This window comes from Apilactobacillus pseudapinorum, from assembly GCF_040369555.1.
In the GTDB taxonomy this organism is placed as follows: domain Bacteria; phylum Bacillota; class Bacilli; order Lactobacillales; family Lactobacillaceae; genus Apilactobacillus.
In genome coordinates this window covers 172,906-188,140 of the sequence record NZ_BAABVU010000022.1, presented here as the reverse complement: position 1 = coordinate 188,140, position 15,235 = coordinate 172,906, and the positions used below count along the sequence as shown (strand labels likewise).

The 15,235-nt window shown below is 33.0% G+C and carries 16 protein-coding genes; 15 read left to right on the top strand and 1 reads right to left on the bottom strand.

The annotated features are described in order from the left end of the window. Positions 1-32: 32 nt before the first annotated feature. The 12 genes from ABWU86_RS04745 (at position 33) to ABWU86_RS04690 (ending at position 8,877) form a co-directional block, all read left to right on the top strand. Positions 33-569 (top strand): YqeG family HAD IIIA-type phosphatase, encoded by a 537-nt coding sequence (locus tag ABWU86_RS04745; protein ID WP_053949967.1) that lies wholly within the window; start codon positions 33-35, stop codon positions 567-569. Beyond that, positions 556-1,689 carry a ribosome biogenesis GTPase YqeH gene (yqeH, locus tag ABWU86_RS04740; protein ID WP_293792665.1) on the top strand — a complete coding sequence of 378 codons (1,134 nt, stop codon included), beginning with the start codon at positions 556-558 and terminating at the stop codon, positions 1,687-1,689. Before ABWU86_RS04745 ends, yqeH begins: the two co-directional genes overlap by 14 nt. Positions 1,690-1,703: 14 nt before the next feature. Then, positions 1,704-2,015 (top strand): ribosome assembly RNA-binding protein YhbY, encoded by a 312-nt coding sequence (yhbY, locus tag ABWU86_RS04735; RefSeq protein ID WP_293792667.1) that lies wholly within the window; start codon positions 1,704-1,706, stop codon positions 2,013-2,015. A 14-nt stretch (positions 2,016-2,029) separates the two neighbouring features. After that, positions 2,030-2,647, top strand: coding sequence for a nicotinate-nucleotide adenylyltransferase (locus ABWU86_RS04730; protein ID WP_293792668.1), 618 nt, complete (start codon positions 2,030-2,032; stop codon positions 2,645-2,647). Continuing rightward, positions 2,640-3,251 (top strand): bis(5'-nucleosyl)-tetraphosphatase (symmetrical) YqeK, encoded by a 612-nt coding sequence (gene yqeK / locus ABWU86_RS04725; protein ID WP_293792669.1) that lies wholly within the window; start codon positions 2,640-2,642, stop codon positions 3,249-3,251. The genes ABWU86_RS04730 and yqeK overlap by 8 nt, the downstream gene beginning before the upstream one ends. Positions 3,252-3,265: 14 nt before the next feature. After that, positions 3,266-3,622, top strand: coding sequence for a ribosome silencing factor (gene rsfS / locus ABWU86_RS04720; protein ID WP_293792670.1), 357 nt, complete (start codon positions 3,266-3,268; stop codon positions 3,620-3,622). A gap of 1 nt (position 3,623) precedes the next feature. Further along, positions 3,624-4,358, top strand: coding sequence for a class I SAM-dependent DNA methyltransferase (locus ABWU86_RS04715; protein ID WP_293792672.1), 735 nt, complete (start codon positions 3,624-3,626; stop codon positions 4,356-4,358). A gap of 5 nt (positions 4,359-4,363) precedes the next feature. Next, a complete protein-coding gene (locus tag ABWU86_RS04710; protein ID WP_293792673.1) occupies positions 4,364-5,491 on the top strand; it encodes a nucleotidyltransferase in 1,128 nt (375 codons plus the stop codon). Between the two features lie 86 nt (positions 5,492-5,577). Then, positions 5,578-6,132: a YceD family protein gene (locus ABWU86_RS04705; RefSeq protein ID WP_293792675.1), complete on the top strand. Its 555-nt coding sequence runs from the start codon at positions 5,578-5,580 to the stop codon at positions 6,130-6,132. Positions 6,133-6,194: 62 nt separating this feature from the next. Further along, on the top strand, positions 6,195-6,374 hold the full coding sequence (gene rpmF / locus ABWU86_RS04700; protein ID WP_053949976.1) for a 50S ribosomal protein L32: 180 nt from the start codon (positions 6,195-6,197) through the stop codon (positions 6,372-6,374). 260 nt (positions 6,375-6,634) lie between these two features. Then, positions 6,635-7,321 carry a response regulator transcription factor gene (locus ABWU86_RS04695; RefSeq protein WP_053949977.1) on the top strand — a complete coding sequence of 229 codons (687 nt, stop codon included), beginning with the start codon at positions 6,635-6,637 and terminating at the stop codon, positions 7,319-7,321. Further along, complete coding sequence (locus tag ABWU86_RS04690; RefSeq protein WP_293792679.1) at positions 7,318-8,877, top strand: HAMP domain-containing sensor histidine kinase; 1,560 nt, start codon at positions 7,318-7,320, stop codon at positions 8,875-8,877. The genes ABWU86_RS04695 and ABWU86_RS04690 overlap by 4 nt, the downstream gene beginning before the upstream one ends. 33 nt (positions 8,878-8,910) lie before the next feature. Here ABWU86_RS04690 and plsY read toward each other — a convergent pair whose 3' ends face one another. Further along, positions 8,911-9,519 (bottom strand): glycerol-3-phosphate 1-O-acyltransferase PlsY, encoded by a 609-nt coding sequence (gene plsY / locus ABWU86_RS04685; protein WP_293792680.1) that lies wholly within the window; start codon positions 9,517-9,519, stop codon positions 8,911-8,913. A 150-nt stretch (positions 9,520-9,669) separates the two neighbouring features. On the opposite strand from plsY, the gene parE reads away from it, so the two are divergent. The 3 genes from parE (at position 9,670) to ABWU86_RS04670 (ending at position 15,214) form a co-directional block, all read left to right on the top strand. After that, positions 9,670-11,640, top strand: coding sequence for a DNA topoisomerase IV subunit B (gene parE / locus ABWU86_RS04680; protein WP_293792681.1), 1,971 nt, complete (start codon positions 9,670-9,672; stop codon positions 11,638-11,640). Between the two features lie 15 nt (positions 11,641-11,655). Continuing rightward, positions 11,656-14,121, top strand: a complete 2,466-nt coding sequence (gene parC, locus ABWU86_RS04675) for a DNA topoisomerase IV subunit A (RefSeq protein ID WP_353321665.1) — start codon at positions 11,656-11,658, stop codon at positions 14,119-14,121. 124 nt (positions 14,122-14,245) lie between these two features. Continuing rightward, entirely contained in the window at positions 14,246-15,214 is a 969-nt protein-coding gene (locus tag ABWU86_RS04670) for a LysR family transcriptional regulator (RefSeq protein ID WP_293792685.1), read from the top strand. Positions 15,215-15,235: the final 21 nt, after the last annotated feature.

The following is a 15,235-nucleotide window of genomic DNA, read 5'->3' as shown; positions in this document are numbered from 1 at the left end:
CCCCATAATACATAAATTTGAGGAGTGTTATGATGATAACTAAATTTAAACCAACTTGGATGATTCCAGTTATATACAGTATTTCACCATCTAAATTGCAGGATATGGGCATTAAGGCTGTTTTTAGTGATTTAGATAATACATTGATTCCATGGAATAATCCAGATGGTACTCCTCAACTAAGAGATTGGATTGATCAATTAAAGAAATACAATATTGAATTGATTGTCATCTCTAATAATAAACATAATAGAGTGAAGAGAGCTTTAGAAAGTTTAAAGCTTAACTTCATCTCTAGAGCTTGCAAACCTCTTCCAAGAGGAATTAAGCAGGCTTTAAAAAAATATAATTTAGATTCAAAACAAGTTATCATGGTGGGTGACCAATTGTTAACTGACGTATGGGCTTCAAACAACGCAAATGTACGAAGCGTTTTGGTAAAACCACTAATCGAATCTGATGCATGGAACACAAAGCCTAATCGTATGATTGAATCAGTAATATGGAAAAAGTTAAGAAAGAAGTTCAGTGATTTAGACTGGCAGGAGGATATTAATGACAGAAATTAATCAAATACAAGATGAAGAACTAAGATGTATAGGATGTGGAGCTGTAATTCAAACAGACGATCCAGAAGGCTTAGGATTTACACCTAATTCTGCTCTTGAAAAAGGTAAAGAAACAGGTGAAATTTACTGTCAACGTTGTTTTAGATTGAGACATTATAATGAAATTTCACCTGTTAGTTTAACTGATGATGATTTCTTAAGATTGTTAAATCAAATTCGTGATGCCGATGCATTAATAGTTTACTTGGTTGATGTATTTGATTTTAATGGTAGTTTAATTCCTGGATTACACAGATTCGTAGGGGATAATCCAATTATGTTAGTTGGTAACAAAGCTGATTTACTTCCAAATTCTCTTAAGAGAACTAAGCTAAAGGACTGGCTACGTCAAAGAGCTAATGAAGCCGGAATTAGACCGATTGATGTTGAATTAGTATCAGCTAAGACAAATGAATCCGTTGATGATTTATTGGATAACATTAATAAGCTAAGAGAAGATCGAGACGTGTATGTTGTCGGGGTTACTAACGTTGGGAAGTCCACTTTAATTAATCAAATCATCCGTCAAAACACTGGAATTAAAGAGTTGATTACAACTTCAAGATTCCCAGGTACTACTTTGGATAAAATAACAATTGATTTAGAAGATGGTCATGAGTTAGTTGATACACCAGGTATCATTCATAAGGAACAAATGGCACATTACTTAAATGGTAAGGACTTAAAAATTGTTCAACCACAAAAGCCAATTAAGCCTAAGGTATATCAACTTAATCCATCACAAACACTATTCTTCGGTGGTGTCGCTAGATTTGATTATGTTCAAGGTGATAAAAAACATGGATTTACAGTTTATGTTGAAAACAACTTATTGATTCACCGTACCAAGTTAGAAAATGCAGATGCATTTTATGAAAAACATTTTGGTGAACTATTAACACCACCTAGTCCAGAATCAATTGAAGATTTCCCTGAACTAGTTAGATTTGAATTTAAAACTAATCAAAAATCTGATTTAGTTTTTGAAGGGTTAGGTTGGATTACTGTTCCAGCTGATGTTGTAGTTGCTGGATGGGCACCAAAAGGTGTAGCAGTATTAATTAGAAAAGCAATGATTTAAAGAGGAGTAATAATTTGAAACTTAGAGGAAAACAAAAAAGATATTTAAGATCTCAAGCTAATAGAATGAAACCACTTTTCTCAATTGGAAAAAACGGTTTAAATGAAACATGGTTGGAACAAGTTACTGATGCTCTTCACAGAAGAGAATTAATTAAAGTTAACATCCAACAAAACTCAGACTTAGAAGTTGAAGATGTTCAAGAATACATTGAAAGCAATAGTAATATTAATGTTGTTCAAACTATTGGTAAGACTTTGCTTCTATTCTTGCCTGCAAGTAAAGAAAAATTCCAAATTTATTCTGTCGAAGTTAGAAATATGTAGAGGTGTTTTTAACCATGCATGATCAAAAAGTGCAAACAGTAAGTCAAGTGAACGTATCAAATCATAAAAGAAAAATTGGTATTATTGGTGGAACCTTTAATCCTATTCATAATGGTCATTTGTTTATTGCCGAACAAGTTCGCAGTCAATTAGGTTTAGAAAAGGTATATTTCATGCCGGATTTTATTCCGCCACACATTGACCATAAAGAGGCAATTGATGCTACTGATAGAACAAACATGGTTAATGTTGCGATAAACGATAATGATGATTTCGATATTGAAATGATTGAAATCATTAATCAAACAACCAGTTACACATATAACACTATGATAGAATTAAATAGGATACATCCCGATTATGAATATTACTTTATAATTGGGGGTGACATGGTTGAATACTTACCTAAATGGTATAAAGTAGATGAGCTTTTTAAATTAACTCATTTTGTTGGTGTCAGAAGAGAAAACTATCCAATGACTACTAAATATCCAGTAATTTGGGTGGATGTACCTAAGTTAGATATTTCTTCAACTATGATCCGTAAATTAGTTAAGAACCGTCAATCAATTCGTTACTTGGTTCCGGATGTAGTCGCTAAATATATAAAGGAGCATGATTTATATGAATGATATTGATTTAACATACACTGGTAAATATATTCCATTATCAAGAGAAGAATTAATTCAAAAACTTGATGATGCATTAACCCAATCTAGATTTGAACATGTTTTACGTGTCGAACAAATGGCATTTGAGTTAGCTAAGCAAAATGGAGAAGATGTAGAAAAAGCTAGTGTTGCCGGATTATGTCATGATTATGCTAAACAAAGACCAGATGATGACTTTTTAGATGTCATCAAAAAATATCATTTGGATGATTTACTATTGCATTATGGAAATGCCATCTGGCATGGAGAAGTAGGATATTTACTTGTTCAAGATGAATTGGGAGTAACCGATATCGATATTCTTAATTCAATTAAGCACCATACAACAGGTGCTAAGTATATGTCTAAACTAGAACAAATCGTTTACATGGCCGATTATATTGAAATGGGAAGAGATTTTCCCGGAGTAGAAGAAGCTAGAAAGATTACATTCAACGATTTAGCTGATGGTGTTGCTTATCAAACTAAACACACATTAGAATTTTTAATCAGTGAAAATAAACCAGTTTATCCTAAAACAATTGATACTTATAATGCATGGGTAAACGGATCAAATATCAAATAATAAGGAGTTCAATAATGAACAGTAAAGAACAATTAGAAGTACTTGTAAAAGCTGGAGACAGTAAAAGAGCACATAACATCGTAGCATTAGATGTACATGAAGTGAGTTTAATGGCAGATTACTTTGTAATCATGGATGCTGCTTCAAATAGACAGGTAAAATCAATCTCAGAAGAAATTGCCGATAAAGCTGAAGAAGCTGGAATCAACGTTAAAGCTGTTGAAGGAAAAGATACAGCTAAATGGATCTTGTTGGATATGGGGGATGTTATTGTTCATGTATTCCAAGAAGATGAACGTGAATACTACAACCTAGAAAAATTATGGTCTGATGCAGACTACGTTGATATCGACAGTTGGGTAAACGACTAATATGATTTATCAAAAGTTTGCTAAATTCTATGATGAGTTATTTGATGAAACAATGTATGATAAATGGTTATCATATGTTAAAAATAACGTAACTAAAGATGAATCCATCATGGACATGGCATGTGGTACAGGGAGACTATTATCATTCTTATCTGATGAAGGATATCAGGTTAGTGGGATGGATTTATCCGACGACATGCTTACATTAGCTGATGAAAGACTTAGAGATAAAGAAAATAAAGTTGAATTAATTCAAGGTGATATGACTGACTTATCAGACTTGCCTAATTTCAACGTTATTACATGTTTCGACGATTCATTATGCTATTTATCAGATTTAGAAACATTACAGACTACATTCGAAAATGTTTTAAATCATTTAAGTGACAATGGAACATTTTTATTTGACGTGATTACACCATATCAAACTGATGTTGTGTATCCCGGTTATATGTATAACTATCATGATGATGAAAATGCTTTTCAATGGCAATCATACATTGGTGAATATGACCATTCAGTTGAACATGATTTAGTTTTCTTCACCTACAATGAAGACATCGATGCATATGATCAGTTTAGTGAGACTCATTTCGAAAGGACATATGAATTACAAACATATTTAAATCTATTGAAAAAAGTTGGCTTTAGTTCAATTGAGGTATCTGCTAATTTTGGTAATGAAGAGATTAGTGAAGATACCACTAGATGGTTCTTTAAATGTAAGAAAGGATAGTTACTATGAAGGCAGTCGGAATTATAGCTGAATATAATCCATTTCATAATGGTCATAAATATCAGATTGAACAAGCTAAAAAAACGACTGGAGCCGATATAGTAATTATTGTCATGTCTGGAAACTGGGTCCAAAGAGGACAACCAGCGATAATTGATAAATGGCAAAGAGCTGAAATTGCATTAAATAATGGAGCCGATATAGTCCTTGAATTGCCTGTGCAATCAGCGGTTCAACCTGCCGATATATTTGCTCAAAAGGCAGTAGAAATTTTAGCTAATTTTAAATGCGAATGGTTAGCATTTGGTAGTGAACATCCAGAATTAGACTTCGAAGGATTAGCTAAAAAAGACTTGAGTAATTCAAAATTCGTAAATAATGATTACAAGCAATCCTATGCTGGTTTGATTCGAGAAGCTATTGATGGGGTAACTGGACAACGTATTAGTGATCCCAATGATGTGTTAGCGTTAAACTACGCAATTGCTAATAACAGTATGGAACATCATATGCAGTTAGTGCCGATTCTCCGTAAAGGTTCAAATCATCACGATAAGGAATTGAATCACGACATTAAAATGGCAAGTGCTTCATCAATTAGGGATGCTATTGAAACTAATCGAATTGATGAAACTATTAAGTTTTTACCAACTGCATATGATAAAAGCGTATTTAACAAAATATGTTCATGGGCTGATTTTTGGCCATTGTTAAAGTATAAGGTTACAACTAGTTCAATTCATGAGTTGGAAAATATTTATCAAATGAATGAGGGGTTAGAATATCGATTTAAGAAATTTATTTATCAATCAAATACTTTTGATGAGTTTATTTATTTAATTAAATCGAAAAGATATACCTATTCACGTCTTAGAAGGTTATGTGTTTACACATTACTAAATTGGAAAAAAGATGATGATTTAGGTAGTCAATACGCTCGTATACTAGCTTTTAACAAAGTTGGTAATGGTTATTTAAACCATATTAAAAAGGATATAAATCTACCTATTATTACTAAAATTGATAAGCATTTATCTGAAAATGAACTAAAATTTGATGTAAATGCTGGTAAAATTTACGAAAGTATTAATAATAGAAAACAAGATGTAGGGAAACACCCAATTATTTATTAATAAAAGGGATGGTATCAAGGAAATGACCTTGACAAACTAACGTCTTAATATGTATAATAAACGCTGTTGCATTAGGAGGAATAGACATGAAATGGTTCGTAAAAGAACTTTCCGAATACAAGAATCAACCACTATCAACTAGTGAAGACATTAATCTATCAGATGATATCATGAGTAGATATAGCAAGTACGTTATTTCTGCAGATGATGACATTCATGTTGAAGCACATGTCTTTTATGAAAAAGGTGATGTGATTGTTAACGCTCATGTAACAGGAAAGGTAGTTGTACCATCTTCGCGTTCTTTAAAGCCTGTTGATTTACCACTAGACTTCACTATTGATGAAGTTTATGTAGATACACAAGCTAGACTTAAAGAACGCGAAAGAGAAGATGATGTTGCTTTTCTAGTAGATGATGACGGTTTAATTGATTTTGATCAATCTGTAGCCGATAACATCATTCTACAAATTCCAATGCACATTTTGTCTCCGGATGAAATCGAAAGTAATGAAATGCCAGAAGGTAATGACTGGGCGGTAATTTCAGAAGACGACTTCGCTGAACAAGAGGCAAATGATAAAAAAGTAGATCCACGTCTTGCTAAGTTAGAGAATTTCTTTAACGATAGTGATAACTAGTTGCAAGACTTAAAAATTTTTTTCACTAGTGGATATTTTATAATAAAAAGGGGGTTTTTGCATTGGCTGTACCAGCAAGAAGAACTTCAAAAGCTAAGAAGGGTATGCGTCGTGGTCACATTAAGTTGGCTAACCCAAGTTTGAGTGCTTGCCCAAACTGTGGAGAATTACGTAAACCTCACATTGTATGTCCTAGTTGTGGATACTATGATGGAAAACAAGTTGTTAATGAAAACAACTAATTAAATAAAAGCTATCAGAACACCATGGGTTCTGATAGCTTTTTTTATTTTAAATATAAAATTATTTATTTATTATTAGTTTTATATTAAACTATAATCAATTAAACAAATCGATTTTTTATTTTATCCGACAATAGAGTCATTTTGGTTGAGTTTTTAATAATAATATTCGGATTATGCTCTTCTATTATGAGAAAAATTGTGATAAAATATACAAAGTAAGTTAAGATTTTCTAAAATAAATGGAGAGGTGTACTTAAATGAGCCGAATTTTAATAATTGAAGACGAAAAAAGCTTAGCTAGATTTGTAGAGTTAGAATTAAAGCATGAAGGTTATGATACCGAAGTAGCTTTAGACGGTCGTGAAGGGCTAGAAGAAGCTCTTAATAACGATTATGACGTTATTCTTTTAGACTTAATGTTACCTAAGTTAAATGGTATGGAAGTTGCTAGAAGACTTCGTGAAAAGAAGACTACTCCTATCATTATGATGACTGCTAGAGATTCAGTTATTGACCGTGTTTCTGGCTTTGATCACGGTGCTGACGACTACATTGTTAAGCCATTTGCTATTGAAGAATTATTAGCACGTGTTAGAGCTTTACTTCGTCGTATTGATATCGAAGGTGACGAAAGTGCTGAAGATCAAAAAGTTGTTTACTTTAAGGATATTACAGTAGAAAAAGAAAGTCGCATTGTTAAACGCGGCGACGACATCATTGATTTAACTAAACGTGAATACGAATTACTATTAACATTAATGGAAAACGTTAATGTTGTATTAGCTAGAGATGTTTTATTAACTAAGGTATGGGGTTACGATTCAAGTGCAGAAACAAACGTTGTTGATGTTTACGTTCGTTACCTAAGAAACAAAATTGATAGACCAGATCAAAAGAGCTATATCCAAACTGTTAGAGGAACCGGTTACGTGATGAGATCATGATACCCCTCAATGATGATAAAGTATCAAAGACAGTAAGTAGTAATCGAAGATGGTTTTCTCTAAAGTGGAAATGGTCAATTGGTTCAGCAATTATAATTTTTGTTATCCTATCAATTTTTTCTTTTTTAATCTATAATCGATTTTCTGATGTTTTATTACATCAGGAAAACGCACGTACAGTTGAATCAGATGTAACAATCTCTAGTAGATTAAGTCATGTTAATCAACCTTTAGATTTTGAAAAAGTTAATGACGTCTTAAGTCCTAACAATAATTTAAAGGGTGCTACTCCTAATAACGGAATGGCAATGAACGTATATTCTGATTCTATTTACACTAATTTATTCAGTAAAGATATCGTTGTTAGTGTATACAATAATCAATCAGAACCAATCTTTTCATCAAAGAAGTCACCAAAAAAGATTTATAAATTTCAGCCTGTAGAATCAAGAAAATCTGTAATCACCAGAAGTGATGGTAAAACTGTTTTAGTTTTAGATTCACCAATTTATTCATCTGATAAGATGCACGCTCTAATTGGGTATTTAAGAGTTGTTGATTCAATGTCAGATTATAATTTGTATATCAATAAATTAGCTGGAATCTTATTTGTTATTCTTATAATTGGTATCTTCTTCTCAGCTGCATTGTCATACTTTTTATCATCGTATATGCTTCGACCAATTCGTATTATTTCTAACACTATTCATAGTGTTAAGGAATCTCCAGAAACGGATAGTCGTGTGCCTAAGTTAACTCAAAATGATGAGTTAACCGATTTAGGTGATCTATTCAATGATATGATTGACACTATGCAAAGATATATTGATCAACAACAACAATTCGTTGAAGATGTATCTCATGAATTAAGAACCCCAGTTGCCGTAATTCAAGGCCATTTAGATATGCTTTCTAGATGGGGGAAAGATGATCCAGAAGTTTTGGATGAATCTATTAAGTCTTCTATTTATGAAATTAATAGAATGAAGAGCTTAGTTCAAGAAATGTTAGATTTATCAAGAGCTGAACAAGTCGAAATAAACTATGGTAATAAGACTACGGATGTACAAGACGTTGTTCATCAACAATACAATGATTTTAAGATGATTCATCCAGATTATGAGTTTATCTTAGATGATGATATTGATGACGAAACAATTGTACAAATCTATCGAAATCATTTAGAACAAATATTGATTATCCTATTGGATAACGCAGTTAAGTACTCTAAACAACGAAAAGAAATTCATATTTCTCTTTCTAGAAAGTATCGATACGTAGATATTGCCGTTCAAGATTTTGGTGAAGGATTAAGCCAAGAAAGTATCAATAAGATATTTAACCGTTTTTACCGTGTAGATAAGGCTAGAAGCCGTAATCAAGGTGGGAATGGACTTGGATTATCAATCGCTAAACGTCTAGTGGAAGCATATAATGGGCAAATTAATGTTGAAAGTTCTGCGGGCTATGGTTCAATATTTACCATTTCATTCCCAATATTATCAAAAGATAAAGTAGAACATTTGAAACAATTAGATGCTAAAAATACCAAATAAAAAAAAGAGCTGTCATTGACAGCTCTTTTTTTATTATTTATTACGATGTTTATATACAAGCCCAAATGGAACTAAGTTTTCGTTTCCATTTTTAATTCTTGTAATGTTACTGCGGTGTCTTACAAAGATGAAGACAGTTAATATGATTCCGATTAAACCTAACCAGTAATCACCATCCATTAATATTAAGATGGTAATAAGTGGGAATGAGATCATACTAGCAAGACTAACCATACTTGTTAAGTAAGTAAAAATAATTTCAAAAGCAAATGCACATAAGAATAAAATAGGGTGAATTGCTAATAGCATCCCTGCACTTGTTGCAACAGCTTTACCACCTTTAAAATGAGCAAAAACTGAGAAAGTGTGGCCTAATACAGCGAACAGACCAAATATAATTGGTGATACGTGTGAGATATTGAAGAAAGCTGGAAGTAATGTAGCGATTGTTCCTTTTAGAATATCTAGAATCATTACAACCGCTCCAGCAGTCTTTCCTAATTCTCTAAACGTATTGGTGGTTCCCATGTTTCCGGAACCCAATTTAGTGATATCTTTATGGAAAAATAATTTTCCAACCCAGATTCCACTAGGTAGTGACCCTAATAAGTAAGCCACTATTAATAATAGTATAAGTTTCAAAAAACGTTCCTCCCCCAAAATAACTATCTATTAATTCTACCATTTTTACGAATTTAGACAACCTAGTATCGCAATTCCTAAACTAAAGCCCTTTTAAAACGTTTTTAAATAATGTAATATATTATATTGTATGAAAGGGAGTGCGTAATGATGGCTAATAAGTCAGAAAACTATAATGATGACTCCATTCAAGTTCTTAAAGGATTGGAAGCAGTTAGAAAACGTCCTGGTATGTACATCGGTTCTACCGATAGTAAAGGATTACATCATTTGGTATACGAAATTGTGGATAATGCGGTCGATGAAGCATTAGCCGGATATGGTGACGAAATTAACGTTACTATACATAATGATAATAGTATTACAGTGGTGGATCATGGACGTGGAATGCCTGTAGGAATGCATTCATCTGGTAAACCCACTCCAGAAGTAATCTTAACTGTATTACATGCTGGTGGTAAGTTTACAGAAAATGGTGGATACAAGACCTCCGGTGGTTTGCACGGGGTAGGTTCCAGTGTTGTTAATGCACTTTCAAACAGTTTAAGTGTAACTATTGTTAGAGATGGTTACAAATATGAAGAAGATTTCGAAAATGGTGGTCAACCAATTGGCACCCTTAAGAAAATCGGTAAAACAAAAGAACATAGTGGAACTACTGTCACTTTCAAGCCTGATAGTAGTATTTTTACAACCACTATTTATAACTACGATATTTTAAGACAACGTTTAAGAGAATCAGCATTTTTATTAAACGGCATAAAAATCACTTTAACTGATGAACGAGTGGGTCAAGAACGTAGCGAAGAGTTCCATTTTAAAGATGGAATTAAAGAGTTTGTTCAATACTTGAACGAAGATAAGCATACTCTTGGTAACATCATGTATTTTGATGGATCAAAAGATGGTGTTGAAGTTGAAGTAGCTGCTCAATACAATGACGGTTATACAGAAAACACACTTTCATTCGTTAATAACGTTAGAACTAAAGATGGTGGAACTCACGAATCAGGTTTTAGAAGTGCCTGGACCAAGTCTTTTAATGATTTTGCGCGTCGAGTAAAACTATTAAAGGATAAAGAAAAGAACTTAGACGGAACTGATGTTAGAGAAGGTCTATCTGCGGTTATTTCAATTAAAGTGCCTGAGGAAATGCTTCAATTCGAAGGTCAAACCAAAGAAAAACTAGGAAGTCCTGAAGTTCGTTCTATTGTTGATAATATTGTTTCAGAACAATTAGGTTACTTCCTATTGGAAAACAATGATTTTGCTCAAGAATTAGTTCATAAGTCATTAAGAGCACGTAAGGCGAGAGAAGCTGCGCGTAAAGCTCGTGATGAAAGTCGTAATGGTAAGAAGAAACACAAGAAGGAAAGATTACTATCTGGTAAATTAACACCAGCGCAATCTAAAGATGTTTCTAAAAATGAACTATTCCTAGTCGAAGGGGATTCTGCGGGTGGTTCTGCTAAACAAGGACGTGACCGTAAGCATCAAGCAATTTTGCCTTTACGTGGTAAGGTTTTAAATACTGAAAGAGCAAAACTAGATGATATCTTAAAAAATGAAGAAATTAGTACCATGATTTATACAATTGGTGCTGGTGTTGGTGCGGACTTCAATATTGAAGATGCCAACTATGATAAAGTCATCATCATGACCGATGCCGATGATGATGGTGCCCATATTCAAATTCTGTTATTAACATTCTTCTACAAGTACATGCGTCCAATGGTTGAACAAGGTAGAGTGTACATTGCACTTCCACCTTTATATAAGATTCAACAAAAGTCTGGTAAGAAGAACCAAGTTGATTATGCTTGGACTAACGACGAATTAACAGACAAGTTAAAAGCGTTTGGCCAACATCCTGCTTTACAAAGATTTAAAGGTCTTGGCGAAATGAACGCCGATCAATTATGGGAAACTACTATGGACCCGGATAACAGAACTTTAATTCAAGTTCAAATTGATGATGCTGCACTTGCTGAAAAGCGTGTAACTACTCTTATGGGTGACAAAGTTGAACCAAGACGTGAATGGATTGAAGAAAACGTTAAATTCACACTAGAAGAAGACGGCAGTATTTTAGATACAACTAAAGAAACAGAAATTGAATAGATAGGAGGAAACGAAGTGGCTAATCATTCAGTGATTGAAAAACTAACGCTTGAACAAATCATGAGTGAAAGATTTAGTAGATACTCTAAATCAATCATTCAAGAAAGAGCGTTACCAGATGTTCGTGACGGACTAAAGCCTGTCCAACGAAGAATTCTATATGCAATGAACAAGGATGGAAATACCTTTGACAAAGGTTTCAGAAAGTCAGCTAAGTCAGTTGGTAATGTTATGGGTAATTTCCATCCCCATGGTGATAGTTCTATCTATGAAGCATTAGTAAGAATGAGTCAAGAATGGAAAATCAGAGAACCATTAATTGAAATGCACGGTAACAATGGTTCAATGGATGGAGATCCAGCTGCGGCGATGCGTTATACCGAAGCTAGATTGAGTAAAATTGCATCTGAAATGCTAAGAGACATTGATAAAGATACAGTTGATTGGGTGCCAAACTTTGATGACACTGAAAATGAACCAACTGTACTTCCATCACGTTTCCCTAACTTATTAGTAAACGGTGCAACTGGTATTTCTTCAGGATATGCAACTGAAATTCCACCTCACAACCTAACAGAAGTATTAGATGCTTTAATGCACTTACAAAAACATCCAGATGCTTCATTGGAAGAATTAATGGAATTCATCAAGGGCCCTGACTTCCCAACTGGGGGAATTGTCCAAGGTCTTGATGGAATTAAAAAAGCATATGAAACTGGTCGTGGAAAGATTATTATTCGTTCTAAGACTAATGTTGAAGAACTACGTGGTAATAAAACATTAATTAGAGTAAGTGAACTACCATATGAAGTTAATAAACTTCAATTGGTAAAACAAATTGATGAAATCAGAATCAATAAGAAAATTGATGGTATTGCTGAAGTTAGAGATGAAAGTGACCGTAATGGTTTATCTATTGCTATCGAATTAAAACGAGATGTAGATGCTACCGGAATCTTAAATTACCTATTTAAAAACACCGATTTACAAATTAACTATCACTTTAACGTGGTCGCAATCAACAAAATGCGTCCAGAAAGATTATCTTTAAAGGAAATCTTGGACTCATATCTTAATTATCAAAGATTAGTGGTTTCTAAACGTACTCAATACGATTTAGATAAAGCAATGGATAGACAACATATTGTTGATGGTTTAATTAAAGCTTTATCTATCCTAGATGATGTAATTAAGACAATTAGAGCAAGTGATAATCGTAAAGATGCATGTAATAATTTGATTACTAAATTCGATTTCTCTGAAAAACAAGCAGATGCAATCGTTAAGTTACAACTATACCGTTTAACTAATACAGATGTGGTTGAACTAGAAACTGAAAAAGCCAAATTAACTGCTGATATTTTAGAATTCAATAAGATCTTAAACGATGATAGTGAATTGAATCGTGTTCTTACTAATGAATTTAAGGCAATTAAAAAAGCATATGGTAATGATCGTTTAACTAAGATTGAAGCCGAAGTCGAAGAACTAAAAATCAGTAAGACAATTACTGTTCCAGAAGAAGACGTTGTTGTGATGGTTAGTCATGATGGCTATCTAAAACGTAGTAGTGTTCGTTCATACAAAGCTTCAGATGTTGATGATGATGGTCTAAAAGAAGATGACTATCCAATTTTCTTAGAAGAACTAACCACACTACAACATTTGTTTATGTTTACTAATAAAGGTAACTTAATTTACCGTCCAGTTCATGAAATCACTGATGCTAAGTGGAAGGAAACTGGTGAACATATTTCTCAAACAATTGGTTTAAGTGATGATGAAGCGATCATTAAGGTCATGTCATTTAAGACTCTTAAAGAAACTGGTAAGTTTGTTATTTCAACTAGTGACGGCTATATCAAACAAACCGAATTTGATAAATTAGCACCTGGACGTAACTATCGTTCTAGACCAGCTGTTTATGAAAAGCTAAAAGATGATAGTGCCTATGTATTAAATGTGGAATATGTAGAAAAACAAGACGATAATCCATTAGTGTTTATTGCTTCAAATGTCGGATTAGCAACATGTTTTGAATTAGATGAAGTATCTTATTCAGGTGCTCGTTCAACTGGTGTTAGATCAATGGATATTAGGGATGATGAATTTGTCGCTAATGTCGCATTGGTAAGGGAAGATGATGTTGTGGGGATGATTACCCAACGTGGATTCTACAAGAATATGAAAGTTAGTGAAGTTCCATTAGCAAGTCGTGCACGTAGAGGGGTTCAAGTTCTAAAACCACTTAAGAAGAATCCACATGAATTAGTGGACTTGGTTAAGCTTGAAGAATCTAACGACAGTTACAATCCAATTCAAGTGGTTACTGATAGACGTCGTACCCATGACATTATGCCTTCGGAACATCCAATTAACGATAGACAATCAAATGGTTCTGCTTTATTAGATGTTGATGCTGAAGGACAACCATTAAATATGATGGTATTACATCCTGAAGTAGTGGCTAATATTAAGTAATATTATCTATAGAATAATTATTATCAAAATCATAAAATTTATTGTTATTTTATGATGATTAGGTTATTATATTCTAATGAAGAATTTATTATATGATAATTTTATGGATAAATAGGGGTAAAAAATGAAAAAAACTAAGCAAGAAAATATTTTCTCTTCAAAAACACTTTCATACTTTTTGCAATTAGCAGAAACTATGAATTACACTCAAGCAGCACAAATTTTGGGAATTACTCAACCAGCTCTTACTCAACAAATTAAAAAGCTTGAAAAGACTGTTGGGGCACCATTATTTTATTCAATTGGTAAAAAATTAAAGTTATCATCAGCTGGTAACATTATGCTAAAGTCTACAAAAGATATTTATGAAATTTTAAACCAAACTGCTGACGAAATTGAACAATCAAACAGCGCTTCAACTGGTGATATTAACATTGGTGTTTTATCATCAATTCAAGTTAAAGTATTTGAAAAGTTCATCGCTGAATTATACAAAAAGAATCCTGAATTGAAGATTAACTTAAGAATGTTAACCCGTAAGGAAATTTGGGAAAGCTTGGAAAACAACCGTATTGATTTAGCAATTATGTACTTACCAGATTCATCAATTAAGAACTGGAAGCCATATGAAGCACAAAAGATTATGAGTGATGACTTAATGTACATTCACCATAATGAAAAATTTGCTGGAAAAGATAAAATTAAATTTAAGGACACATTGGATAGACCATGGGTTACTTATCCAGAAGATTACTTCTTAGATTCAATTCTAAAAACTGAATACAAGGATCAACTACTAGATAGTCCTAAGAGTGGTGCTTGTTTCTCAACTCCAGAACAAATCTTACGCTTTGCAGTTAACACTGGATTAAATACTGCACTTCCAAGTTCATTTATGATTGACAAAGATGTTAAAAAATTGGAAGATAATAATACATGGGTTGCCCGTTTGAATCCAAACATTAATTTTGATCTAGCATTCGTCTACAGAACAAATAAGAAAATGATTCCTCGTGTGGGTTCATTCCTAGAAGAATTTGATAAATTCTTAGATGAAAGAGACTACCTAACAAGATTAAAGGACAACTACTAAAAAGATAAAGGAAGTTTTATC

Excerpts from the sequence above, each read along its gene's own strand:
- ABWU86_RS04745 (WP_053949967.1), top strand. The coding sequence starts at position 33 with ATGATAACTAAATTTAAACCAACTTGGATGATTCCAGTTATATACAGT.
- yqeH (WP_293792665.1), top strand. The coding sequence starts at position 556 with ATGACAGAAATTAATCAAATACAAGATGAAGAACTAAGATGTATAGGA.
- ABWU86_RS04730 (WP_293792668.1), top strand. The coding sequence starts at position 2,030 with ATGCATGATCAAAAAGTGCAAACAGTAAGTCAAGTGAACGTATCAAAT.
- yqeK (WP_293792669.1), top strand. The coding sequence starts at position 2,640 with ATGAATGATATTGATTTAACATACACTGGTAAATATATTCCATTATCA.
- rsfS (WP_293792670.1), top strand. The coding sequence starts at position 3,266 with ATGAACAGTAAAGAACAATTAGAAGTACTTGTAAAAGCTGGAGACAGT.
- ABWU86_RS04715 (WP_293792672.1), top strand. The coding sequence starts at position 3,624 with ATGATTTATCAAAAGTTTGCTAAATTCTATGATGAGTTATTTGATGAA.
- ABWU86_RS04710 (WP_293792673.1), top strand. The coding sequence starts at position 4,364 with ATGAAGGCAGTCGGAATTATAGCTGAATATAATCCATTTCATAATGGT.
- ABWU86_RS04705 (WP_293792675.1), top strand. The coding sequence starts at position 5,578 with ATGAAATGGTTCGTAAAAGAACTTTCCGAATACAAGAATCAACCACTA.
- ABWU86_RS04695 (WP_053949977.1), top strand. The coding sequence starts at position 6,635 with ATGAGCCGAATTTTAATAATTGAAGACGAAAAAAGCTTAGCTAGATTT.
- ABWU86_RS04690 (WP_293792679.1), top strand. The coding sequence starts at position 7,318 with ATGATACCCCTCAATGATGATAAAGTATCAAAGACAGTAAGTAGTAAT.
- parE (WP_293792681.1), top strand. The coding sequence starts at position 9,670 with ATGGCTAATAAGTCAGAAAACTATAATGATGACTCCATTCAAGTTCTT.
- ABWU86_RS04670 (WP_293792685.1), top strand. The coding sequence starts at position 14,246 with ATGAAAAAAACTAAGCAAGAAAATATTTTCTCTTCAAAAACACTTTCA.